General features: G+C 45.8%; 23 protein-coding genes. 7 read left to right on the top strand and 16 right to left on the bottom strand.

The features are described from left to right. Positions 1-10: 10 nt before the first annotated feature. From ACHKAR_RS05825 to ACHKAR_RS05800, 6 genes are all read right to left on the bottom strand, one after another. The gene (locus ACHKAR_RS05825) at positions 11-1,270 is read right to left on the bottom strand and encodes an alkaline phosphatase family protein (protein WP_395416559.1); all 1,260 of its coding nucleotides are present in this window, start codon (positions 1,268-1,270) and stop codon (positions 11-13) included. A gap of 185 nt (positions 1,271-1,455) precedes the next feature. Then, positions 1,456-1,854, bottom strand: a complete 399-nt coding sequence (locus ACHKAR_RS05820) for a hypothetical protein (protein WP_159580640.1) — start codon at positions 1,852-1,854, stop codon at positions 1,456-1,458. 185 nt (positions 1,855-2,039) lie between these two features. Continuing rightward, positions 2,040-4,382 (bottom strand): sodium-translocating pyrophosphatase, encoded by a 2,343-nt coding sequence (locus ACHKAR_RS05815; protein ID WP_395416558.1) that lies wholly within the window; start codon positions 4,380-4,382, stop codon positions 2,040-2,042. A 187-nt stretch (positions 4,383-4,569) separates the two neighbouring features. Continuing rightward, positions 4,570-5,289, bottom strand: a complete 720-nt coding sequence (locus ACHKAR_RS05810) for an SDR family NAD(P)-dependent oxidoreductase (protein ID WP_395416557.1) — start codon at positions 5,287-5,289, stop codon at positions 4,570-4,572. Continuing rightward, on the bottom strand, positions 5,290-5,994 hold the full coding sequence (gene folE / locus ACHKAR_RS05805; RefSeq protein WP_159580644.1) for a GTP cyclohydrolase I FolE: 705 nt from the start codon (positions 5,992-5,994) through the stop codon (positions 5,290-5,292). Next, positions 5,957-6,364, bottom strand: a complete 408-nt coding sequence (locus ACHKAR_RS05800) for a 6-pyruvoyl trahydropterin synthase family protein (RefSeq protein WP_159580646.1) — start codon at positions 6,362-6,364, stop codon at positions 5,957-5,959. Before ACHKAR_RS05800 ends, folE begins: the two co-directional genes overlap by 38 nt. A 358-nt stretch (positions 6,365-6,722) precedes the next feature. Between ACHKAR_RS05800 and ACHKAR_RS05795 the strand changes: the two genes are divergently transcribed. From ACHKAR_RS05795 to ACHKAR_RS05785, 3 genes are all read left to right on the top strand, one after another. Further along, a complete protein-coding gene (locus ACHKAR_RS05795; RefSeq protein ID WP_159580648.1) occupies positions 6,723-7,148 on the top strand; it encodes a hypothetical protein in 426 nt (141 codons plus the stop codon). A gap of 162 nt (positions 7,149-7,310) precedes the next feature. Beyond that, the gene (locus ACHKAR_RS05790; RefSeq protein ID WP_395416556.1) at positions 7,311-7,967 is read left to right on the top strand and encodes a phosphoadenylyl-sulfate reductase; all 657 of its coding nucleotides are present in this window, start codon (positions 7,311-7,313) and stop codon (positions 7,965-7,967) included. Positions 7,968-7,989: 22 nt separating this feature from the next. Then, the gene (locus ACHKAR_RS05785; RefSeq protein ID WP_159580652.1) at positions 7,990-8,910 is read left to right on the top strand and encodes an NAD-dependent epimerase/dehydratase family protein; all 921 of its coding nucleotides are present in this window, start codon (positions 7,990-7,992) and stop codon (positions 8,908-8,910) included. Between the two features lie 56 nt (positions 8,911-8,966). Here ACHKAR_RS05785 and ACHKAR_RS05780 read toward each other — a convergent pair whose 3' ends face one another. From ACHKAR_RS05780 to ACHKAR_RS05745, 8 genes are all read right to left on the bottom strand, one after another. Next, the gene (locus ACHKAR_RS05780; RefSeq protein WP_395416555.1) at positions 8,967-10,805 is read right to left on the bottom strand and encodes a sodium:solute symporter family transporter; all 1,839 of its coding nucleotides are present in this window, start codon (positions 10,803-10,805) and stop codon (positions 8,967-8,969) included. A 185-nt stretch (positions 10,806-10,990) separates the two neighbouring features. Further along, positions 10,991-13,024: a transketolase family protein gene (locus tag ACHKAR_RS05775; protein ID WP_395416554.1), complete on the bottom strand. Its 2,034-nt coding sequence runs from the start codon at positions 13,022-13,024 to the stop codon at positions 10,991-10,993. A 33-nt stretch (positions 13,025-13,057) separates the two neighbouring features. Next, positions 13,058-14,188, bottom strand: coding sequence for an aldose epimerase family protein (locus tag ACHKAR_RS05770; RefSeq protein ID WP_395416553.1), 1,131 nt, complete (start codon positions 14,186-14,188; stop codon positions 13,058-13,060). Between the two features lie 21 nt (positions 14,189-14,209). Next, on the bottom strand, positions 14,210-15,706 hold the full coding sequence (araA, locus tag ACHKAR_RS05765) for an L-arabinose isomerase (RefSeq protein ID WP_395416552.1): 1,497 nt from the start codon (positions 15,704-15,706) through the stop codon (positions 14,210-14,212). Between the two features lie 13 nt (positions 15,707-15,719). Beyond that, positions 15,720-16,421 carry an L-ribulose-5-phosphate 4-epimerase gene (locus ACHKAR_RS05760; RefSeq protein ID WP_395416551.1) on the bottom strand — a complete coding sequence of 234 codons (702 nt, stop codon included), beginning with the start codon at positions 16,419-16,421 and terminating at the stop codon, positions 15,720-15,722. A 1-nt stretch (position 16,422) separates the two neighbouring features. Next, positions 16,423-18,087, bottom strand: a complete 1,665-nt coding sequence (locus ACHKAR_RS05755; protein WP_395416550.1) for a ribulokinase — start codon at positions 18,085-18,087, stop codon at positions 16,423-16,425. Between the two features lie 618 nt (positions 18,088-18,705). Then, positions 18,706-20,409 carry an ice-binding family protein gene (locus ACHKAR_RS05750; RefSeq protein WP_395416549.1) on the bottom strand — a complete coding sequence of 568 codons (1,704 nt, stop codon included), beginning with the start codon at positions 20,407-20,409 and terminating at the stop codon, positions 18,706-18,708. A gap of 187 nt (positions 20,410-20,596) precedes the next feature. Beyond that, positions 20,597-21,328, bottom strand: a complete 732-nt coding sequence (locus ACHKAR_RS05745) for an ice-binding family protein (RefSeq protein ID WP_221413290.1) — start codon at positions 21,326-21,328, stop codon at positions 20,597-20,599. Between the two features lie 319 nt (positions 21,329-21,647). On the opposite strand from ACHKAR_RS05745, the gene ACHKAR_RS05740 reads away from it, so the two are divergent. From ACHKAR_RS05740 to ACHKAR_RS05730, 3 genes are all read left to right on the top strand, one after another. Further along, complete coding sequence (locus ACHKAR_RS05740) at positions 21,648-22,091, top strand: GNAT family N-acetyltransferase (RefSeq protein ID WP_395416548.1); 444 nt, start codon at positions 21,648-21,650, stop codon at positions 22,089-22,091. Between the two features lie 166 nt (positions 22,092-22,257). Next, complete coding sequence (locus tag ACHKAR_RS05735; protein WP_159580672.1) at positions 22,258-22,785, top strand: dihydrofolate reductase family protein; 528 nt, start codon at positions 22,258-22,260, stop codon at positions 22,783-22,785. Positions 22,786-22,844: 59 nt separating this feature from the next. Then, on the top strand, positions 22,845-23,276 hold the full coding sequence (locus ACHKAR_RS05730; RefSeq protein ID WP_395416547.1) for a GNAT family N-acetyltransferase: 432 nt from the start codon (positions 22,845-22,847) through the stop codon (positions 23,274-23,276). 112 nt (positions 23,277-23,388) lie between these two features. On the opposite strand, the gene ACHKAR_RS05725 is transcribed toward ACHKAR_RS05730, so the two are convergent. Next, positions 23,389-23,595 (bottom strand): hypothetical protein, encoded by a 207-nt coding sequence (locus ACHKAR_RS05725; RefSeq protein WP_395416546.1) that lies wholly within the window; start codon positions 23,593-23,595, stop codon positions 23,389-23,391. Between the two features lie 229 nt (positions 23,596-23,824). Between ACHKAR_RS05725 and ACHKAR_RS05720 the strand changes: the two genes are divergently transcribed. Beyond that, the gene (locus tag ACHKAR_RS05720) at positions 23,825-24,199 is read left to right on the top strand and encodes a DUF4260 domain-containing protein (RefSeq protein ID WP_395416545.1); all 375 of its coding nucleotides are present in this window, start codon (positions 23,825-23,827) and stop codon (positions 24,197-24,199) included. Here ACHKAR_RS05720 and ACHKAR_RS05715 read toward each other — a convergent pair. Continuing rightward, entirely contained in the window at positions 24,183-24,800 is a 618-nt protein-coding gene (locus ACHKAR_RS05715; protein ID WP_159580680.1) for a hypothetical protein, read from the bottom strand. The genes ACHKAR_RS05720 and ACHKAR_RS05715 overlap by 17 nt on opposite strands. Between the last annotated feature and the right edge of the window lie 4 nt (positions 24,801-24,804).

Raw genomic sequence — 24,804 nt, 5'->3', positions numbered from 1 at the left:
ATAATAAATACTAGTCTTGCTTCAATAGGATCCGCAATGCATTTAAATCTCCGTCTATTGGCTCAGAAATGGTCAGCCCGAGTAGTTCGGCAATGAAAGGGTAAATGTGGATATTCTCTACTGGTGGTACTTCCAAACCAGATTTCAACTTAGGGCCTGCGGCATAAAAGATGGCACCCATGTTTCCATCGCTATAGGGATTAAACCCATGCGTGCCGCCAGACACGGGCCTGGGCTTTTCTAAAATGATGGTTGGTGCGTCTGTCATGAGTATGAAATCGCCAATCCGATCATCGTTGCTAAAGGATAAGAAGTCCGGGATGTTTTCTCTGGTATAAACGTCCATATTGGGCACCCTAAGGAGCTGATCATACAGTTTCAGTCGCTTGGCGCTGTCCGGCTGGTAGACCATCGGCGGGAAGCTATAAGATACCTGCGCATCATCAAGGTCCGCCACATCCGACAGTACGATCCCATGACTGATGGCTGACATACCGTGATCAGAAACCAGCACCACATGAACTGGTAAACCCAGTTGATCCAAAGAATCCATAAAATTCCCAATCAAAGAATCTACCTTCAACACGGCCTCTCCCGTCCTGGGGTGGTCAGGTCCGTACTTGTGCCCGGCATCATCCACGAGTGAGAAATAAGCAGCAATCATGTGTGGACGTTTGGCATCAGGCAGTCTCAGCCAATCCAGTACCTGACGCAATCTGTGTTCATTCGGCATGCTCCCATCGTAGGCATAGTTGTAGGTAGGCTTTACTCCATGAATAGGTGATTCGGCACCCACCCAGAAGAAACTGGCAGAAAGCATCCCCTGCTCCTCTGCCAATACCCATAGCGGGACACCTGCATACCAGCTTGCTTCTCTTACCGCCTCCCTGTCCCAAACGTGATACCATGCCTGCTTGGCTCTGCTATAAAAACTGTTGCCCACCAAGCCGTGGTTGCCAGGCAGCAGACCTGTAACAATGGTGTAGTGATTAGGAAATGTTTTGGTCGGGAATGAGGGCAGTAAACGCTCTGATTTTACACCTTTTTGTCCCAGCTTTTGTATGTGCTTAGCTCCGTACTTCTGTGCATAGTCATATCGAAAACCATCAATACCTACAAGCACCACATAGCCTTGCTGCATGGCCCAATCACTGTTGTTTCGGTCTATCACCTCTTGCTGAGCCTGGGCATCAGTGTAGGACATCCCCTGCCCGCGAGACAGTAGGATGGTACTTAACATCGAAACAACGAAGAGGACTGATTTTTTCAAATGATGCTACTTTTAATGGAATCACCCCAGCTCCTTTTGCGCCAAGGTTGCTCGGGATGCCTGCAAAACTCCGAAATAATATGGAGTTACTGATCTGTCTTAAGAAATTTTTACACGAATGTGTCCAACAAAAAAATCCTCCTGATCTGATACCAGGAGGATTTAACCACAGTAACCACTAAAAATCAGGAGAGATCGATGAACTCCTTGACATCAGTTTTTATTCTTTCAGATTTTACCCTGAGCGCGGCAGGTGATATGTTCACCAACTCCTTCAAAGCATCATACAGCTCAGTTTTCCGTACCAATTTCTTTTCGAATTCAGTAGGGTCCATCTCTGGTGATTCTTCACGCTTCAGTTCTGAAAGTGTTTTCTTATCCTTTTTTAATTCCTCTTTCATGAGAGGCATCAATTCCTCTATGGCCTCCCTAGCTTCATGAAAGTTCCTCTCTTCTATCGCATTTTCCAGCTTTTGTGAGAGTGTTTGAAAATTAGCTTCTTCTCCTCCGCCAAGGCAAAATGCAGGAAATGCATAGGTCAAAGCAATGAGGGCAACGATAATTAGACGGCTGGATTTTCTCATAATTTTTAGATTATATCCTGCACAAATATAGATAAATTATTTAAACACCTATAAAACAGGTGATTAGATATGATTAATTAAAGCTTGAGTTGCACTATTTAAGCTATACCCCTGGCGTCAAGGGCACAAAAAAACCCCGCTTGAATTTCAAGCAGGGTTCTGACTTATTTACTATAATTAAGAACTTAGTCTAACTCTTCGATCTTCTTCTCTATCTCCTCTTTTGAGCCTTCTAAAGTCTCAGTAGTGGTGTTTTCTCCCTCAGTGATGGTAATCTCAGCTTTCATATTAGATTCGTCCTCTCCTTCCACCTTCACCTTCACTTCTTTCTTTATAACCACAGGATCTACGATCTCTACAGCGGCTTTTCCGTGTCCACCAGCTCCATGAATCTCACCCAGAATAGGCGCAATCACCAAACCTACCAGACAGGTTAACTTGATCAAAATGTTCATGGATGGCCCTGAAGTATCTTTGAATGGATCACCAACAGTATCTCCTGTCACAGCAGCCTTGTGAGCCTCTGAACCTTTGTAGGTCATCTCACCATCAATCATTACCCCTGCCTCAAAAGACTTTTTAGCATTGTCCCATGCACCACCGGCATTGTTTTGGAAAATAGCCCATAGCACACCCGAAACGGTAACACCAGCCATATAAGCTCCCAATGCTTCTGCCTGCATGAAGAATCCAATCAAAATAGGTGTAATGATAGTCAGTGCTCCTGGCAACATCATTTCCTTGATGGCTGCCTTCGTTGAAATATCAACACATTTACTGTACTCAGGCTGCCCGGTTCCTTCCATGATACCTGGTATCTCTCTGAACTGACGTCTCACTTCTTTCACCATTTCCATGGCTGCCTTACCTACAGACCTCATGGCCAATGCGGAAAACACAACGGGAATCATGCCACCTATGAATAAAGCAGCAAGTACTTTGGCTTTGAAGATATTGATTCCATCGATCCCGGTAAAAGTGACATAAGCAGCGAAAAGTGCTAAGGCTGTCAATGCTGCTGAGGCAATGGCAAAACCTTTACCAACTGCGGCAGTGGTATTCCCTACCGAATCCAATATATCTGTACGCTCACGCACCTCTTTAGGAAGTTCACTCATTTCAGCAATACCTCCCGCATTATCGGCTATTGGTCCGAAAGCATCTATGGCCAGCTGCATGGCTGTAGTAGCCATCATAGCTGAGGCAGCAATACCCACCCCATAAAATCCTGCTAACTCATAAGCTCCCCATATCGCTCCGGCAAAAAGGAGTATTGGTGCAAAAGTGGAAATCATCCCTGTAGAAAGTCCTGCGATAATGTTGGTAGCCGCACCTGTAGATGAATTTCTAACAATATCCATTACTGGCTTTTTACCAAGACCTGTATAGTATTCAGTAAAGAATGAAATGGCCGCTCCTACGAAAAGACCAATCAATACCGCATAAAAAACGTTGGAAGAAGGGATATCAATAACACCCATTCCGAAGAAGTCCATCTTCATATTTTTAGGGAGAAGAATATCTATCACAAAATAGGAAGCAATCCCAGTGATAACGATAGAGCTCCAGTTCCCTTTATTCAATGCTGCCTGTACCTGAGGTTCTTTTGCATTTTCGTCCTTTACACTGATAAAGAAAGTACCGATGATGGAGAAAATAATCCCCAATCCGGCGATTACCAGCGGAAGCAAGATAGGTCCGATGCCGTTGAAGGAATCATCAATAGATCCGCCCATATCGCGAATCACATAATTACCCAACACCATAGAAGCCAATACCGTGGCTACATAGGAGCCAAAAAGGTCAGCACCCATACCAGCTACGTCCCCAACATTGTCCCCTACATTATCAGCGATAGTAGCCGGGTTTCGAGGATCGTCCTCAGGAATTCCGGCTTCTACTTTACCTACCAGATCGGCTCCTACATCAGCAGCCTTAGTATATATACCACCACCCACACGGGCAAACAAAGCAATGGACTCTGCACCTAACGAGAATCCAGCTAATGCCTCAAGTACAATGGTCATGTCGTCAGTGTTGGTCCACTGACCTCCCATTAACCAGCCAAATAGCAGGATAAATAACATACTCAAACCAAATACAGCCAAACCAGCTACACCAAGTCCCATGACGGTACCCCCGGTGAAACTCACTTTTAGTGCTTTTGACAAGCTGGTACGTGCCGCCTGTGTGGTGCGCACATTAGCCGAGGTGGCGATGCGCATACCAATATTACCAGCTACTGCAGAGAATATGGCACCTATGACGAATGCCACTACGATGAACCAGTGGGTAGTTTCTACCAATGCAGAAATGACACCCAATAAAATGCCGGCAATCACCACGAAAATGGCCAACACTCTGTATTCAGCGCTCAGAAAAGCCAGGGCACCTTCCTTGATGTGATTGGCGATGGTTTGCATTTTCTCCTCGCCCGCATCCTGCTTGTTGACCCATCGTGATTTCACGATCATCACTAGGATTCCTATCAATGCCAGTACCGGCACTGCGTATATCAAATAACTCATATTGTTGTATTGGTTTTTAAAAAGATGTGCAAAGATAACCGACTCGTGAAATTATAAAAATGTAAAATCAGATAGGTTTTTTCGGTCATTCATTGCCTGCAATCCAATTAAATGAGGTGATATTTTGGATTAACTGCATCGGCTGACAAATGTCCGTTCAAAAACCGGACATCGAAAGATGAAAGATTTAAAAGGGCCGTATTGAGGACATTCCTCCATCTACATGAATCACCTGTCCAGTAACTCTGTGGGCAACATCTGAAAGCAGGTACATCACGGTACCTGCCAGCTCCTCGGCTGTACTGATTCCCGTAAGTGGATGACGTTCTTCTGAAGCCTTCCTCTTTTCATCTGAAGAAAGTAGATTTTGGGCCATTGGCGTATCCGTCAAACTCGGTGCGATGGCATTCACCCTGATACCTGATCTCGACCACTCAGCTGCCAATGATTTGACCAGCCCTTCTATAGCCCCTTTGGATGCTGCTACAGAGCTATGAAAACTCATACCCTGCGTGACGGCAACGGTACTAAAAAAGACAATACTGGAACTCTCTGCGGCCTTAATATTCTTGACACATGCCTTCAGTACCTTGATCCCTCCCAGCACGTTGATTTCAAAGTCTCTTAAAAAGTCCTCGTACTTCAATCCCTGGAAAGGCTTGAGGTTGATACTACCCGGGCAGTATACTAGTCCATCTAACCTATCCGGCATGCCCTCTATCACTGAAAAATCAGACAAGACATCCAGTAAAATATCGGAAATGCCTTGAATATGACTAGGCGATCTTGAAACATTATAAACTTCCGCTCCTTGCTCCCGAAGTTTGGACAGGGTGGCTTTGCCTATTCCACTACTGCCACCTACCACCAGTACATTCTTTCCTTCAAATGTTCCAATAGAAGCCAATTATCTCAGGTCAGTTTTGGCGTTGATGTAATTGAGAAACTCTGTCTTTATGTTCTGATCTCTGAATTTGCCATCAAAGAATGCCGTACCTGTCATACTGTTGGTATCACTCACTCCTCGAGAGCTCACGCACATGTGAGTAGCATCCAACACCACAGCCACATCATCAGTCATCAAAATATCCTTCAGTTCATTGGCAATCTGCATAGTGAGACGCTCCTGAACCTGAGGTCTTTTGGCATAGTATTGCACGATCCTGTTGATCTTTGAAAGGCCTATTACTTTCCCACTCGAGAAGTAAGCCACATGTGCTTTGCCATAAATAGGGACAAAATGATGCTCACAATGAGAGTAAAACGTGATGTCTTTCTCCACGAGCATCTGGTCATACTTATATTTATTTTCGAATAGCCGTACTTTGGGCTTGTTCTTCGGATTCAATCCACTGAATACCTCCTGCACATACATTTTGGCCACACGCTTAGGACTCCCCTGGAGGCTATCATCTGTCAGATCCAGTCCCAAAATCTGCATAATCTCTTTGAAATGTTTGGCAATCAACTCCATCTTGAGGTCATCATCCATTTCGAAAGCGTCCGATCTCAGGGGTGTACTGTCAGAAGTACCTGCATGGTCTTCTGCAAAATCGTCATCCAAATGATTCATATTATGCGGGGTATTCAACGAAGTTTCTTTCTGTTTCATAAAGTATCACTTTCAATTCCAATGTACGATCAATCTTTTCTCTCAGAATATTGTAGATCACTACCGCAATATTCTCCGCCGTGGGATTGATACTTTTAAATTCTTCTGTGTCCAGATTCAGGTTTTTGTGATCAAATTTTCGCAATACATGGATCTTGATCAGGTCACTGAGCTCCTTCATATCAAAAACGTAGCCTGTAGCTGGGTCAGGTTCACCTACCAGTTTTACCACCAGTTCATAATTGTGACCATGCCAATTTGGATTGTTGCATTTCCCAAAAACCTCCTGATTGCGTTCATCTGTCCAATCAGGATTGTATAGACGATGGGCTGCGTTAAAATGTTCCTTCCGAAAAACTGCTACTCTCATTCAGCTGTGATGTTTAGGCAAATAACTGATTAAAAAATCAAATTACTTCCATCAAACACATTTCAAATTGATTTTGTTTAACATTTTTACCTAATAATTAAACATACATTTGATAAGCGCGACATTAATCTACACGCATTGTCATTATAGAAAGAACTCCACTCAACAGAATTTAACTATTGCAAAACAGGACACCCCAAGCGCTACCAAAGACTGGTTTTGAGCTGATCAAATATGCAATTCATGCCATAAATCAATTAAATATGACTTTTCTTATTATTTTTTGCATTTATCTATTGCATCCTTCGACTAAATACCTATATTTATAGACGAAACAACCAAAAAACCAGACAAAATCATGGGATGGATAAACACTTTATTCACCAACAGGAGTGAAAAAGAGCATATCAACAAGCTCGTAATCATTGCTCACTATGAGCACATCATCGATCAGGAAGACATCCTCTTACTCAAGCAGGAGATTGGCTACATCTCTTTAGAGAATAAGATGGTGGAAGTGGACAAAATCAGAAAAAACCTACCTAAAACAGCCAGAGAACGATTTAATCTGGTCTTTTTTCTGGTAAACTCCCTCATGGCCAATGGAGCCCTTTCTGATAGAAAAGAAGGTATTGTCGCCAGACTCCTTCAGGTGTTGGATCTATCAAAAGAAAAGGCGAAAGAATTAACGTCATTTCTGAAACTGAACATCAGGAATGGTTTGAGTATGGAAGATTCGTTCAGTCGACTGGGCTATTTACTGGAACCGTCAGTATACGCTTAACGAAAAACTCACTTATCTTAAAGTTAGCGGTTAGTTGTGGGCTATTTCCAATGGGATATTATTCTCAGGAAATAGCCCTTTTTATTTTACAGTTTCGAAAAAAACCGACTTTCATTTGAATTTTCAACAGCTCCTTATTGTTTTGTATACTAATTTCGAAACATGGAGATATCTGAAATCAAAGCAAAACTGGAATCCTACAAAGCTGAGGGGAAAAAGATGTTTACCACATCCTCTTTCCAGACCCACAGTCTGGTAATGCTCCACATCCTGAGCAGAATAGACAATACCATTCCGGTCTATTTTCTAAACACCGGCTATCATTTTCCGGAGACGGTCTCTTTCAAAGATCAGGTGGCGGAGGCCTTCGGTCTGAACGTCATAGAAACCCGCTCTTCAGTACCCAGATACATGCAAAAAGATCATTCAGGAAAGCTCCTTTTTACCTCTGATCCCGATCACTGCTGCTACATCAACAAGACAGCACCGACTGAGGAGCTCCTCAGAACCTATGACATATGGATCAATGGTGTACGAGGAGACCAAAGCTCTACTCGTAAAGCCATGAAAACTGAACAAGAGGCTCCTTTCGATACCATTCGTTTTCACCCCATGCTTGATTGGAGCATGAAAACCATTTTTGCCTACATTAGGGAGCACAACCTCCCCAGGCATCCTCTGGACTCCAAGGGTTATCTGAGCATAGGCTGTGAACCATGTACCCGAAAGCTGGACCCCGAAATGCAGGAGCGTGAAGCCCGATGGTTTGGCCTCAACAAAGTAGAATGTGGTCTCCATACTGACCTTGTGAAAAAATAATTCCAACCGAAAATTACGATCTATGAATGTATTGATTACCGGAGGCGCAGGATACCTGGGTACGGAACTAATCAAGGAACTTTCGAAAAACCCGGAAGTCAAGGAAATCAGAATATATGACAATCTGAGCAGGGACAATTACGCCCTGTTCACAGGTCATAAGTACGACAATAAAGAAAACATCTCCTTCATTCATGGAGAATTGCTCGACTCCAGAAAGCTCAGAAAAGCACTGGAGGGGGTAGATGCTGTCTTCCACCTGGCCGCCAAGGTTACCAGTCCTTTTGCCAATACAGACCCTCATTTCTTCGAGCAGGTCAATCACTGGGGAACCGCCGAACTGGTATACGCAGCAGAAGAGAGTGGCGTCAAGCATTTCGTCTACAGCAGCAGTGTGGGTGTATATGGCTCATCTAGCAGCGAAATGGACGAGAGTACCAATCCTAACCCACGGACATTCTACGCCATCTCCAAGCACCGTGGCGAAGAGCACGTCTCACGTCTCAGTGAAAAGATGAAAACCCACATCATCCGATGTGGAAACATTTTCGGTTATAGCAGAAGTATGCGCTTCGATTCGGTGATCAACAAGTTTGTATTCGAAAGCAACTTCAGCAACCGGATTTCCATTCATGGAAATGGAAAGCAGTATCGATCATTCGCTCATGTGGATTATGTAGCCGACACCTTTAATCGTTTACTCACCTCCTCCGTTCCATCGGGGATTTACAATCTTGTAGAACTGAATATTTCGGTGTTGGACATTGTGGATGTACTCAAGGAAGTAAACCCTGAATTGGAGTTTATCTTTATCAACCAGCACCTGAAGCTGAGAAACATCAAAGTGAGCACCGACCTGAAACTTGCCGGGTTTATGGAGCTCAAAGAAAAGACTGATTTCAAGGAAATTATCCGCTCCTTTCACGACCGGTTTTCTTTCTGATTAGACATTAAAAAAGGCTCCGAATGGAGCCTTTTTATTGCCTGTCGTTTTACACCTTAGATCCAAAACAGGGTATAGAGAATGACCACAATCCCAATGATGCCGATAGCTCCCACGTTGAAAACCACATCCGTTTTGAAAAGAGTAGGCCTCACAGAAATGGCATGTGCATCCTGCACGTCCATTTTCGCATTCGTATAAATCACCATTCCCAGCATCAGAAACAGCGTGCTGATCACAAATATTGCTTCAAAGCCGTATTTAGCAAGAGGTGCTGATAAAAATACCCCTAGAATTAGCGTAATGACACCTATAGCAAACAATAAGTAGCTTGTATTGACCAGCTTCTTCTGCACGCTGCCTGTAGGCACCACACTTGAGATTTTCACTCCCTTGTCCATAAAGCTGATCACCGACGCTACCACACAGAGAATCATAAATACGTAACCCATCCTGAGAATAAATGGCAGCTCTGGAGTCACCAGATAGAAGAAAATACCAGTCGGCAAAGTCAAAAGGGCTGTCCAAAGAGCTGCCTTATTGGTGATCTGCTTCCAGAATAAACCCAAACCAAAGACCACCACCACTCCAGGATAAACAAACCCCGTAACCATCTGAATGTACTGAAATACTTGATCCAAAGATTTTAAGGCCGGAGCCACTACCATGGCAATCACCATCGCTGTGACTGCCATCAACCTACCCGTACGGATAAGGTGCTTATCATCGGCATTCGGACTGATGTATGCTTTGTAAATATCCATGGTAAAGACCGTGGAAGTACTGTTGATCATGGACGCCAAAGAAGACACCACTGCGGCCACCAATGCGGCGAAAGCTAATCCTCTTACACCCGCTGGCACAAAATTCTGCAACAGCCAGGGATAAGCTTCGTCAGACTTAGTGATCTCCCCTACCGTGTTTTTGGCCAATTCAGGGTCATTGGTGATGACATAGGCCGCGATACCAGGAATGACTACCAGCAAGGGAATCAATATTTTCAGAAATCCCGCAAAAATCAACCCTCGCTTAGCTTCCTGCAACGTCTTTGCTGCAAGCCCTTTCTGGATAATGTACTGATTAAAGCCCCAATACCCGAGGTTGATTAACCACATAGAGCCCAGAATCACTGCCAGACCTGGCAGGTCATTATAGGCATCCTTCAGCCCGCCACTGCCATCCGGGACTGATTTGGCACCCTCGGCGATGATCATTGAAAAGTGGCCTCTGGCCCCTTCATACAAATAATTAAATCCCCGAAAAACGTCTCCATTACCTACCACGTCCAGTGCGATAAAAGTAGTTACCAGCCCACCTCCAATTAGAAAAATCACCTGAATCACATCCGTCCATGCCACTGAGGAAAGCCCGCCGTATATAGAATAAATCCCTGAAAACACCAACAACCCAATGATTCCATAGGTTAGCGGCACACCCATAATTTTCTCCATGGCCAGTGCACCCAGATAACTTACCGAGGTGAGGTTCACGAAGATGTAAACCAAAATCCAGAAACCAGCAAACAAAGAGCCTACCAGCTTGCTAAAGCGGTCATTGACAAACTGTGGCATGGTGTAGATCTTCTTCTCCAGAAAAATTGGAAGAAAATACTTGGCCACAAGGATAAGCGCGATGGCCGCCAACCACTCATAAGCCGCGATCCCTAGCCCGATAGCATAGCCAGACCCAGACATAGCAATAAAATGCTCCGCGGAGATATTTGCTGCGATGAGCGATGCCCCAATAGCCCACCAGGTGAGCGAGTTGCTCGCCAAAAAATAATCATTGGCTGTCTTTTGGTGTCCTTTTTTGTCTCTGGAGACATACAAGCCCATGAATAAAATGACTGCACAGTAGATGCCAAATACGATGTAGTCTAATGTCGAAAAGCCCATAGTGTGTTTAGGTTAAAGTGGAGGTGATGACCTGAAATCTGATCACACCAAAAACATTTTTATGCCATCAGAATTGGCTCAATATATCATGCTTAAAATTAGTGTAACAAATACATTTATTAAAAAATCAAATAAAAAACACCCTGATGCTGAATCAGGGTGTTTTACCCTATAAGGTTTCTATTTTATTTACCAAGATACTTCTTCACCTCGCCGTACACCTGAGCTCCGGTAAATCCGAACTTTTCATCGAGCACACCGGCAGGCGCTGAGTATCCGAAATGATCCAATCCAAAGACGGTACCATTGGCTCCCACCAACTGAGCCAGAGTCACTGGCAAACCGGCCGTAAGTCCAAAAACAGGCTTCGAACTATCCAGAACCGAACGCTGATAATCAGCAGGCTGATCTCTGAAAAGACCTTCCGAAATCACAGAAACAATGTTCACATTGATGCCATCTTTCTCCAGCAGTGCAGCAGCCTCCACAAGGGTGCTTACCTCTGATCCATTCGCCAGGAGTGTGACAGCAGCGTCAGCAGAAGACTTCACCACATAGGCTCCTTTTTCTGCCTGAAGGGCATCCTGATATCTGTCTCCATTAGAGGGCACATCCGTGATTCCCTGCCTTGACAGGATCAAGCCTGTAGGCGTTTCTGTATTTTCAAGGGCCATCTTCCAGGCCACAGTCGTTTCAGCAGTATCTGCTGGTCTCAGTGCCAGCATACTGCGTTTACCTTTGTGGTTTTTCAACTGCTCCATCAGTCGCAGCTGAGCTTCCTGCTCAATCGGCTGGTGCGTAGGTCCGTCCTCTCCCACTCTGAAGGCATCATGTGTCCACAAATAAATCACTGGCAGCTCCATCAATGATGAAAGCCTGTATGCGGGTTTCTGATAATCCGAGAAGATAAAGAAAGTACCCACCACAGGAATTACTCCGCCGTGCAGGGCCATTCCATTGGCCATGGCTGCCATAGAGAATTCGCACACCCCTGCATGCAGGAAGTTGGCATCAAATTCACCAGGTGTGAATGCTTTTACATTCTTGAGGTAACCATCTGTCTTGTCGCTATTGGCCAAATCTGCAGAAGCCACAATGAGGTTTTCTACTTTACCAGCCAGGTAACCCATCACCGCAGCAGAAGCATCTCTCGAAGCTACATTTGCCTTTTGAGGGATTGCCGAAAAATCGATATCTGCAGGAATTTTTCCGGTAAGGAAATGATCCAGCTTAGCACTCAACTCTGGGTTGGCAGCTCTCCATTCAGCTTCCTTAGCTTTTTCGGCTTTGACCTCAGCGCGTTTTCTTGTCAGAATCTCCTGGTAGGTCTCAGCTACATCTGGGAAAATCACAAATGGATCTTCCAACGAGCCACCAAGCCCTTCGATGGTCTTTTCGTAAGAGGCTTTGGTCGCTCCAATGGGCTTACCATGAAGTTCTGACTGGCCTTCATACGGGTTGCCATCAGCATCTTTACAGCCTTTTCCCATGATGGTCTTCCCGATGATCAAGAACGGCTTCTCAGTCTCAGCATTCGCCTCGGTCAGTGCCTTTCTGATCTGATCATGATCATTGCCATCGATGGAGACCACTTTCCATCCCCAAGCTTCATATTTCTTTGCTGTATCTTCTGCTGTTACCTCATTGGTATAGGTAGACAACTGTACATCATTGGAATCATAAAACATGATGAGGTTATTCAGTTTCAGGTAGCCGGCTATCCGGCCCACTCCCTGGGAAATCTCCTCCTGAATACCTCCATCCGAAATGAAAGCATAAACCTTGTGATTCATCCAGCCACCAAATTTGGCTCCCAGAAACTTGGCTGCCAAGGCAGCTCCCGCTCCCATGGCATGTCCCTGACCGAGCGGGCCTGAGGTGTTTTCCACACCACGCTCCACATCTACTTCCGGGTGTCCGGGAGTCACCGATCCCCACTGACGGAAATTGGCAATATCTTCCTTGGCATAATTACCCAAAAGATACAGCTGAGAATAAAGCATGGGTGACATGTGACCAGGGTCAAGAAAAAACCTGTCCCTGAAAGGCCACCTGGTATCATCCGGATCAAACTTTAAAAATTCGCTGTAAAGGATATGGATATAATCCGCTCCGCCCATGGCACCTCCGGGGTGTCCGGATTTTGCCTTTTCTACCATAGCTCCCGATAACACGCGAATATTATCAACTGCTCTTTGATCTTTTTGATGATTACTCATTGCCTTAATTAGGTGATTTTATTTAAAAATTTTTTACTTAGTTGAAAACTTCATCACGGTGCTGGTGCGATACGTCTCACCAGGGCTAAGCACCACACTTGGAAATTCGGGTTGATTGGGTGAATCAGGGTAATGTTGTGTTTCCAGACACAACCCATTTCTATGGTTGTACACGGTGCTGTTTTTCCCGGTGATCGATCCATCCAGGAAATTACCTGAATAAAACTGGATCGCCGGCTCCTCAGTGTATATCTCCATGAACCTGCCACTCACTGGCTCATACACAGAGGCTGCAAAATTCATCTTCTTATTTGACTTCTCCAACACCCAGCAATGATCAAAACCCAAACCATAGGTTAACTGAGTATTATCCTTCAAAATGTCTCTGCCAATAGGCTTGCCAGAGGTGAAATCAAACGGGGTATCTGCTACTGGTCTCAATTCCCCTGTTGGAATGAGGGTGCTATCTACCGGCAGGAACGCTGGCGCATTCAAAACCAACTCATGATTCAGGATGTCTTCCTTCATGGAAGAAAGATTGAAATAGGTGTGCTGGGTAAGATTCACAACAGTACGCTTGTCAGTAGTGGCTTCATAGTTCACCTTCCATTCGTTCTCGTTGGTCAGGGTGTAGATCACCTGTGTGGTCAAGTTACCTGGGTAGCCCTCTTCTCCATCTACACTTACATATGTAAGCCCCAGGGCCACACCCCCTTCTACATCCACAGATGTAGCAGTCCAGTTCACTTTATCAAAACCTACCGTTCCGCCGTGCAAATGGTTTTTACCATTGTTCTGAACCAGGGTATATTCCACGCTATCCAGTGTAAACCTACCATCCGCGATCCTGTTTCCGTAACGGCCGATCAGAGCTCCAAAATATGGAGAGGACTTCAAGTAGCCATCCAGATTGTCATAGCCCAGCACCACATCTTCTAGCTTCCCATCACGGTCGGGAACCCTAAGTGCAGTGACGATCCCTCCATAGGTCATCACATCCATGGACAATCCATTGGCATTGGTGAGTGTAAAAAGAGTTACAGAATCTCCATTGGGCAATATCCCGAACGGAGCGCTGGTCAGGGTTGCCTGAGGTGCCTCCTGCTGAGCACAAGCAAATCCAAGAATAATTAATGCAAGAAAAAGGATATTTCTATTTTTCATTTGGCCGCAAGTTAATAACGATTACATTTTATTTTGAAAAAGGTGATAATATACTTCATTCCAATGTAATTGATCTTTGAATTGACGAGGCTTTGTATCCTTATCAATCACCACCAATTCCACCCCGGCCATTTCAGCGAAATCTTCAATATACTCCGTATTGATGGCTTTACTAAAGACTGAATGATGTGCCGCACCAGCTAATATCCATGCTTCGGCAGCTACAGGAAGGTTGGGCAGAGGATCCCAAAGCACCCGGGCCACCGGCAACTTTGGCAACTCGTGCTCAGGTTTCACTGCTTCCACCTCATTAACAATCATTCTGAATCGGGTGCCCATATCGATCAGCGATACATTGATAGCTGGTCCGGCATCTACATCGAAAACCAGCCTGGCGGGATCTTCTTTGCCACCAATGCCTAATGGGTGCACTTCACACCGGGCTTTGCCCATGGCAATGGAAGGGCATATCTCCAGCATGTGTGACCCCAAAACCCTACTTCTACCATCACGGAAGTCATAGGTATAGTCTTCCATAAAAGAGCTACCACCTTCCAATCCCTGGCCCATTACTTTCACTGCTCTCAACAGGGCAGCGGTTTTCCAATCTCCTTCGCCAGCGAACCCATACCCGTCTGCCATCAGTCGCTGTGCGGCGATTCCTGGTAGCTGCTTGAATCCATGCAAATCTTCAAAAGTATCTGTAAAGGCTCCAAAGCCTCCCTCCTCCATAAAACTCCTCAGCCCCAGTTCAATCTTAGCCGCATCCTTCAAATACTGACTCTTGAGGGTTTCAGGTGAAATGATATATTGTGCGTCGTATTCTTTCACCAACGCTTCTACCTGCGCATTGGAGACTTCATTGAGGTGGGCAACTACATCACCTATACCATAGCCATTCACAGAAAATCCAAAGCGAATCTGAGCCTCTATTTTGTCACCCTCAGTGACGGCCACTTCCCGCATATTGTCTCCTATCCGAGCCACTTTGGTGGTCTGCCATACATGCCAACCGGCAGCGGCCCTTGTCCACACCCCCAGTTTTTTGCGAGCTGACTCATCCTTCCAATGACCGACAATCACTTTTCTGTTTTTTCTCAATCTACTAGCCATAAAGCCAAACTCACGCCCCCCATGGGCCGATTGATTTTCGTTCATGAAGTCCATGTCGATCTCGCCCCATGGAATCTCCGTGTTGTATTGGGTGTGAAAATGGGCCAACGGCTTTTTCAGGATATCCAATCCCCTGATCCACATTTTGGCAGGAGAGAAAGTATGCATCCATACTACCAGACCGATACAACCTTCCGCCACATTGGCCTGCTGACATACCTGATAGATTTCCTCAGGGCTTTTCACCACAGGCTTATACACCACCTGCACAGGTATCTGCACACTATCACTCAGTCCTTTGGCTATCTCCTCTGAGTGTACCGCTACATTCTTTAAGATTTCTGCTCCGTATAAATCCTGGCTACCGGTGACAAACCACACCTCATATTCATTCAATTTCTTCATCGTATTGTTGGTTCTAGTTTTGTCCGTAATAGGCGTCCTTGCCATGTTTTCTTTCCCAGTGTTTCTTGATCAGTGCTTCCTTGAGTCTGGGCGCATCAGGGTTGATTTGCAGGGTGAGGTAAGCCATGCGGGCCAGTTCTTCCAGTAGTTTGCTATTAAACACCGACTTAGCAGCCGTTTTCCCCCAGGTAAAAGGCCCATGATTACCCAGCAGCACCATCTCCACCTCCTGATAGGAAAGCCCTTTTTCTGTAAAACAATCCACAATCTGCTGCCCTGTCATGTGCTCATAGTTGCCTTTGATGAGTTCATCACCCATGGGCGGTGCACATGGAATGTCGGAAGTCAGGTAATCCGCATGGGTAGTTCCAAAAATGGGAATGTCCTGCTGGGCCTGCGCCCACGCTACCGAGTAGGTAGCATGTGTATGACTGATGCCGCCTATCTCCGACCATTCGCGGTATAGAAAAGCATGTGTTTTGGTATCAGACGAAGGGCGCATAGTTCCCTCCACCACCTGGCAGTCAAAGTCCACGATCACAATATCCTCTGGCCTCAGCACGGCATAATCCACCCCACTGGGTTTGATGGCAAACACACCCTCCTGCCGGTCTACAGCGCTCACATTTCCAAACGTGAAAATGACTAGCCCCTGCGCCGGAAGCTCCATATTGGCTTCATAGCATGTTCTTTTAAGTTCTTGGTATTTTGACATCTTACCTGTTGTTGATATTGGTTTCTACAAAGGCACCGAGTGCCTCGTATTTGGTATAAAGTTCCTCGTATATCCTGATCATATCCGGTCTGGGGTAGTAGGTCTTTTCAAAGCCATTTCCCATGGCTGCTACCGACTCCTTCATAGATGGGTAAATCCCTGCGGCAACTGCCGCATACATGGCTGAGCCCAATGCCGGAGCCTGATCTGACACAGCTATTTTGATCGGCATATTCATCACATCCGCCAGGGTCTGCATCACAAAGCCTGACTTCTTGGCCACACCGCCAATGCCCACTATGGTGCTGATAGTGACGCCCTCCTCTTCGAAGCGTTTGACAATCCTTTTGGATCCAAAACAAATGGCTTCTACCAGGGCGCGAAAAATATGTGGTGCGCCAGTTCCCAAACTCAGATTCACTATAGCGGCCTTTAAGGACTGGTTGGCATCCGGGGTGCGTCTGCCATTCACCCAGTCGAGGGCTACGGGTGCGCTCTCACTTACCGGGGTCTGCTCTGCCTGCCGTGAGAGCTCCACGATTACGTCGCCTTTGAGCTGTTCGATCTGCTCGGGCGTAAGCAGATTAGACTTAGCGATGAGCTGGTCTATAGGCCATGAGACAATGTCTCTGAACCATGCCAGCACATCTCCAAATGCCGACTGGCCGGCTTCCAGTCCCACCATGCCGGGCAGTACCGAACCATCCACCTGTCCGCAGATGCCTTTGACGGTACGCTCACCAATCACGTCCTTGCCAGAGACTATAATGTCGCAGGTAGAAGTGCCCATCACACGTACGAGCGTATTCTCCTCCACCTCTGCCCCTACTGCTCCTGAGTGCGCATCGAAAGTGCCCACGGCTATCACCACATCGGTGGTGAGTCCCAGCCGCTCTGCCCACTCAGCACTCAGTTTACCCGCTGCCTGATCCGAAGTATAAGTGTCCTGATAAAGGTGTTTTTTCAAGGTGACCATATGTGGATCCAGTTTGGCCAAAAACGCATCTGCTGGCAATCCGCCCCAGTGCTCGTGCCACATGGCCTTGTGCCCTGCCGCACAGCGCGATCTCTTTAACCCATTCAGATCACTTGCCCCTGTGAGCAGAAACGTCATCAGGTCGCAATGCTCCACCCACGAATGCGCTGCAGCTTTTATCGCCTCATCTTCGCGCGAGATGTGCAGGATTTTGGCCCAAAACCACTCCGAGGAATAAATCCCCCCTTCAAACCGGGTGAAGTCCTCCCCACCCCAGGTGCGTGCCAATGTATTGATCTCTGCTGCTTCTGCAATGGCCGTGTGGTCCTTCCAAAGTACCATCATGGCGTTGGGGTTCTCCTCAAAACCGGGCAGCAGCGAAAGTGCCGTACCGCTGGCATCCACCGGAATGGGCGACGAGCCTGTGGTATCAATACAAATACCCTTCACTGAGGCCGGGTTCACCCCTGTCTCCTTCACCACCTCTCTAATGGTGACCTCCATTCCTTCTATGTGATCCAGTGGATGCTGTCTAAAGCGATTGGTGAGCGAATCGCAATAGAGGCCCTCGCGCCAACGATTATACCAATGCACCTGACTGCCGAGGGTGCTGCCGTTGGCACTATCCACCAACACTGACCGCACAGAGTCGGTACCAAAGTCCAATCCAATTACATATTGTTTTTCCATATGGATATTGACATATTTCAAGGAACCAAATTACTCAAAATATTTAAATAAGTGTAAATTAAACACTTATAAATAGTTGATGATAAACTGCACTGGAAACTTAGTGGATGAGGTTGCACGCTCTGCATGAGGCCTGATGCTTGCTGGGCCCTCTTGGCAGAGGTCGCTTTAAGGGCAGTAAGTGGTGGGAGCTGTAACCTACGGGAAGGCTACACATTCACTATGAAGAAGCAAATACGAATCTGATCAAGTTATATAGGTGGTATTCCATTGATTTATTTACCAGGCTTTTTCTTCAGACTATATTCCTGTTTTACTCATTTTCACAAACTCACCTGAAGTAGACTTATAGAATTCATTGAAGGATTTAGTAAAATAAAACACGTCAAAAAAACCCGTAATTATCTCTACTTCAGGGACTTGTATTTTTTCTCTTTTAGCAGCATAGCCGCTTTTTTTAACCTAATGTTTCTAATGTAAATAGGATCGCAACCCTTTATCAAGCCATCGGCTGTATCTGCTCAAAGTGAACTCATTCTCCAGAAAAGCACAAAAAAACCATCCCAAAAATCCGGGATGGTCTTTACTAAACTACTCTACTAACCTTACCTTACAATTTTATTGCACCTTAGTCACTGCATTGGCGTCAAGAATGACCGCAGTTTGAGCCAGAGCACGTCCGTTTATAGAAGCACCGGTGAGGAATGTAATCCCTGTCATTGAGAGAATATTACCTTCAAAGTGTGAATTGGCTCCTAAAGTCGCCTCTCCTGCTACCTGCCAGAAAATGTTCTTGGCCTGAGCACCACCATTCAACGTCATATTGATGGCACTGCTCTGAGTAAGGTCACCTGAGATTTGGAAGATCCAAACATCATCAGCAGCACCCGTGAGGGTAACATCTGCCGGGATGGTCACCGTAGATGTCCACCTATATAGACCAGCAGATAAGGTCATTCCACCTATGTTTCCTGTTCCTAATTCAAGAAACTCAGGTGTGGGTCTTCCTGCCGCATCATTATAAGCCGTGATCATATCATTTACGGCAGTAGTCAGGTTGACTGGTGTGGGGTCCGCCATGTCAGCTGCATACACATTACCTGTTACCTGAGAAGAAGTGGCATACCCTGTAGCATCTACTAAATCCAAACCAGTGATGTATGAGGTAGCTGCCGGGCTCAATCCCAAATGTCCAGTGATGGCAGAAGTGGAGCTGTTGTTGATGGCAGTCTTCGCTAGGATCACATAGTTGCTCGCCCCACCTAGGTTGACCATAGCAAGAGTGGCGGTTACCTCACCAGTGGTAAAGCTCCAGCTCTCGTTATTAGCTAATCCATTTCCCGACAGATCCTGTGCGCCTGTGGTAATCTGCGCCGTGTAAACCGTACTCGCTTCTAGAATTGTGGTTGAAGTAAAAGTGGCCGTAGTGCCAGAATAAGCTACTACCCCAGGTACAGAAGTAGTTCCATTCTTCAACTGGAAGGTGGCGGCACTTATTGTAGCAGGATCCATTGGCTCATTAAATACGACAGACACTGTTTTATTTCTGGCAACTCCCGTAGCATCACTAAGAGGAGCGGTAGAATTGATAAATGGCGCTGCGAAATCTGTGGTTGTAAAACTCCACTCGGTATCAGCAGCCAATCCATTTCCGGCCAAATCCTGAGCTCCTGTAGTGATCCTGGCAGTATAAGCGGTATATGACTCAAAGCTTTCGGTGGCAGTGAATGTAGCAGTGTTATCTACATACGAGACCTCTCCTGCTACAGCTGTGGTTCCTTTCACCAAAGTAAAAGTGGTCACGTTGATGGTCGCAGGGTTCATGGGCTCATTAAATACTATGGACACCGAATTACCATTTGTTATATCAACTGCATTAGCCAAAGGACTCGTAGAGCTGATAACCGGAGCCTCATTGTCAACCTCCGCCACAGTGGTGAAGGTGATCGTGAAGTCGTTTTCCAAAGCAGCACCAAGTTCACTTTCGGCACCCGTCTTGACAGTAGCCGTATACACGGTACTGTTCTTCAGGTTAGCCACTGGGGTCATTGTTACCTTTTTATTGGCATAGCTCACTGTTGTCGCAACCTTATTAGTTCCTTCCATGAGTACCACCGTGGTGCTATTTATGGTTTCAGGATTCATATCAGCCAAGAAATTGAATTCTACAGCAGCCGTAACGGCGATTCCGGTGGCATCATCAGCCGGGGCGGTCGACACCACATCCGGAGACACCAACACTGGGTCTTTGTCCTTGTCACAACCCACGAACATCAAAATGGGTAGTAACGCTAGTACGAGTCCTGATTTAATAATTTTCATAATATTTTCTTTTAAAAAGTGTAATTATCATTACAATGCAAAGGTGAGGCTATTGAAAGCGAAACAGTTACACACTAAAAATTAATCGTTACATATATCACTTGTTCGGCAAAGTGTCCATCCACCCCTACCTTTTTTCCGAGGTAGATGGTCTCTGCCGAGGGAGTGACTTTGAATGAATCTGAGACTATTTCAATACGATGGCATTGCCCTCCATGGTGATAGAACCTGTTCGGGCCAATGCCTTGCCATCTAGCGTTGCACCGGTGTTGAACGTTATAGATTGCATGGCCATCACGGTGCCTTTAAAAACGGTAGTGGTCCCGAAAGTAGCGCTGCTTCCTACCTGCCAGAAAATATTGGCAGCTTTCGCTCCGCCGGCCAGGATCACCTGTCGGCCGGAAGTGGTAGTCAGTGCACTCGCTATCTGAATAATAAAGACAGCATTAGCATTTCCCTTAGCGTCAAACGTCAGATCCCCGGAAGATATCGCCAGAGAAGAGGTAGACTTATACAAGCCTGGGGTAAGTGTCAACCCACCAATATTTCCTGATAAGACAACGATATCAGTGGATGTTCTACCCGCAGCATCATTGTACGCTGTGGTTAAATCCAATTTAGCCTGATTGGCAATCGCGTCATTAACATGCAAGGTGCCGGTGAATTCCCCCGGAGGAAACCCATCGATAGAAGTACCGGGACTCAGCCCAATATCTCCATTAATGGAAGTCGCTCCAGTGTTTGTCACAGACTCTCCGGCTAGTAAGGCCAAACTAGAAGTGCCGCCCATGCTTATGCCAGACTGCACCACAGTCTGAATAGGTATGGTGATCCCTGGAGACGGATCGTCTTTACTGCATGCTCCAAGTAAAATTGTGGATAGCAGAGCTCCTGACTTAAAAAGGCTGAAAATTTTCATTTTGTTTTGGTTTAATTCAATTGCTTGCCCAATTGCCATTAGCATGCCACAACCGGATATTGCAGTCAATCACTTACTGGTCAGCACTTTAAAATTGGGGGTGAATGGTTCGTTTTTCCCGATACGAGAAAGGCGGCTCGTTATAAGAATATCGTAAGGGTCCAAAGCCCTGGTTCAACATGTAAAGCCTTTCTGACCTAACTGACTTTTCAGGTAAACAACAACATGAAGACAGCCGTAGAGCTACCAAAGTAAAATCGAGACAATCGAGCTCCAGTGAAAATCATTTTAGAGACATTTGAGTCACAAAGAATATCTAATGGAAATAAAACCATACCAGGAAACCGATAGGGAGCAACTGCTCGACGTTTGGGAAAAGTCAGTGCTCGCCACCCACCACTTTTTGAGTCCGGAAGACTTCATTTCCATCAAAGCAATGGTAAGGGAGATTGATTTCAGTCGTTTTGAAGTTCATTGCCTTATGGATGAATCACGAGTGATTGGTTTTTTAGGTGTGGAAGAAAAAAAGGTAGAAATGCTCTTTTTGGATCCCCATTACTTTGGTCAGGGATTAGGTAAAAAACTGATAAATTTTGCAATCGTTCAGTTGAAGGCCCACAAGGTAGATGTCAACGAGCAAAATGTGGGTGCAGTAGCTTTTTATGAGAACCTGGGATTTGCTACCTATGAAAGAAGAGACAAAGATGACCAGGGTAATGATTATCCTATCCTGAGGATGAAATTAAGGACACGAAATATTTGAATACTGATAACCCTGCAACGCAGGTCTGGCGCTCTCCGTATAGGCTCAAATGTGAAAACGTATGACACCCGCCAAAGGTGGACTACCAATCAATCAAAATGCCTTATTTGAATTCTTCAATCTATCCATCCTGAATGGTTGAATCGGGACATTACTTAAAAATAACATGCGAAAATTAATTCTCTACATCGCGGCCTCACTGGACGGCTACATCGCCAAACCCAATGACGATCTGAGTTTCCTTAATCTGGTTCAGATAGAAGGAGAAGACTATGGCTACACTGACTTTGTCTCTTCTGTGGACACGGTAATAGTTGGTAGAAAAACCTACGATTGGGTGATCGGTCAGGGCTATGATTTTCCTCACGCTGACAAGGAATCGTACATCATCACCAGACAAGAAAGGCCGCGAGAAGGGAACCTGACTTTTTACACCGGCAACCTCAAAACCCTGGTAACGGACCTCAAAAAGAAAGAAGGAAAAAACATCTTCTGTGATGGCGGTGCAGAAATCGTCCATCTCTTACTCCAGGAAAAGCTCATCGACGAGCTGATTCTATCCATCGTGCCGGTAATCGTGGGGGCAGGAACTCCTCTATTTAAAACAGGCAGGCCAGAGCAGCTTCTGGAGCTTAAGAAGGCCAAAAACTTTGAATCAGGGCTGGTTCAGCTACATTATCAGTTAAAAGAGTAAGTGGCCAGGAGTAGTCAGATTTCCGCCACCCATTTCCAGAGATCCATTTATCATTACATATGCATCCATCTAAGTTTACAATAAGGAAACCCGGAGCTAAAGAGCATGGCGTCATAGGTGCGCTGATGGTGGAGGTGTACTCACAGTTGGAGGGATTTCCCACACCGGCGGAGCAGCCCAAATACTATGAAATGCTCTCGAATGTGGGCTCCCTTACTGAAAACCCACACATCCACCTACTGGCCGCTTACTCTCCGGAGCAGGTGCTGGCTGGCTGTGTGCTGTACATCGGCGACATGCAATATTATGGATCAGGTGGCACAGCCACGCAGGTAAAAGACAGTTCGGGATTCAGATTGTTGGCAGTGGCTCCTGACTTTAGAGGTCAGGGAATCGGCGGGCTGCTGACGAGGTATTGTATTGAGAGGGCACGCAAGGAGAAACGTCAGCAATTAATTATTCACTCCACCAAGGCCATGCAGGTAGCCTAGGGAATGTACGAGCGCATGGGCTTCGAACGATCCGAGGATTTGGATTTCAGGCAAGGGACACTGGAAGTCTATGGTTTCCGATTACCTCTGGGTGATTAACTCAGGGCAAATTTCAGTGTCTTAGTTTATCACTGAGCAATTTCAGTTCTATCATAGAGGCAATACCCGAGATGGCCATGGCACAACCTATGAAGGTAATCATCAAAGAAATTACGAATGAATCCTGCTGACTAAAAACCATAAATCCAATGGCAATAAAACCAATCCCGAAGAAGGCCAGTAAGGCATTGACGATTTGAAATTTCTTAATCTTTTCCATATTCTATTGATATTTTCAATACAAAGGAAGTTGATTAATGAATACTTCTCAATAGACATGCAAATATTTAGATAAGGAACACTTTTAAAACGCTCCCTTTGTAAATGACGTAATTTTCGGGGAGCTTTTTTCTGGAATATTGCCAATTCATCGGACGGCTCATCTCAGACAACCCGAAGAACAATACTCCGTTAAGCTTTCAGAAATATCAATTCAACTCATCTCCGGCATGAAAAACCTCCTGAAACTCGAAGAAGTAGCCATGTTTGGCCTTTCTATTTACCTCTTTACTTTGACCTCATTTAGCTGGTGGTGGTATCCTGCGCTTCTGTTGTTTCCGGACATAGGTATGATCGGTTACGCCTTCAATACACGGGTGGGTGCCCTTACCTACAATTTCCTCCATCATAAGGGCATTGCTGTGGTCATACTGCTGGCCGGTTGGCAATTTGGAAATGATGTACTGAGTCTTTCGGGAATCATACTCTTTGGACATGCCAGCATGGATCGGGTGTTTGGTTATGGGCTGAAGTACCCGGATCACTTCCAGCATACCAGCCTGGGATGGATGAAACCACAGTCCGTCCCTAATGATGGAAACTGACCTCCAGGTCCCGGATTTCATCCAGTATGCCTCCTAGTCTTTTCTCCATCTCTTCATGAGATACTTTTGTCTTAAGTAGATCAAACATCTCAGCGTAGATATTGATTTCAAAGTCTCTTTTGGTTCCCTCTGAAAGGAATAGGGCCCTCCGAATGATGCCCATGGCGGTGCGCAAAGAAGTGTGTACTTCTGCAGTTTTCCGCTGAGCACAGGCGGTCTGAGCGTACCGCACCTGCACATAGGAAAGCGCCAGTAGCATCTTGACAAAGTGCTCATTCATCTCAATATTCCCAGTATCGGACTTGAGGTCATAGTGAAGCTGAACCAGACTTGGCAGGGCCATATCTATCACCTCCCTGCTGTCTTTATTGTGCAGTTTGTCCCTGAGCAGGTAAATCTGACGAATAGTCGTTGAAAGCTCCTCCTTACTCCGATCCCGGGCACTCTCATCATAATAGAGCTTGGTATTGAAAATTCTCACCACCGGTTCGCGCGCCAGGTTGGTTAGGCTCACTGGCAGGTGATACGTTTGATAAGCATCAATGGCAAAAAGCACATTGAAAATGAACAATATAAAACTGACATACCTGATCAGCGACATTTCA

The organism is Marinoscillum luteum (assembly GCF_044005705.1).
GTDB classification, from domain to species: Bacteria; Bacteroidota; Bacteroidia; order Cytophagales; family Cyclobacteriaceae; genus Marinoscillum; species Marinoscillum luteum.
Note: the sequence above shows the minus strand (reverse complement) of the source record. Positions and strands in the feature narration are given on the sequence as shown.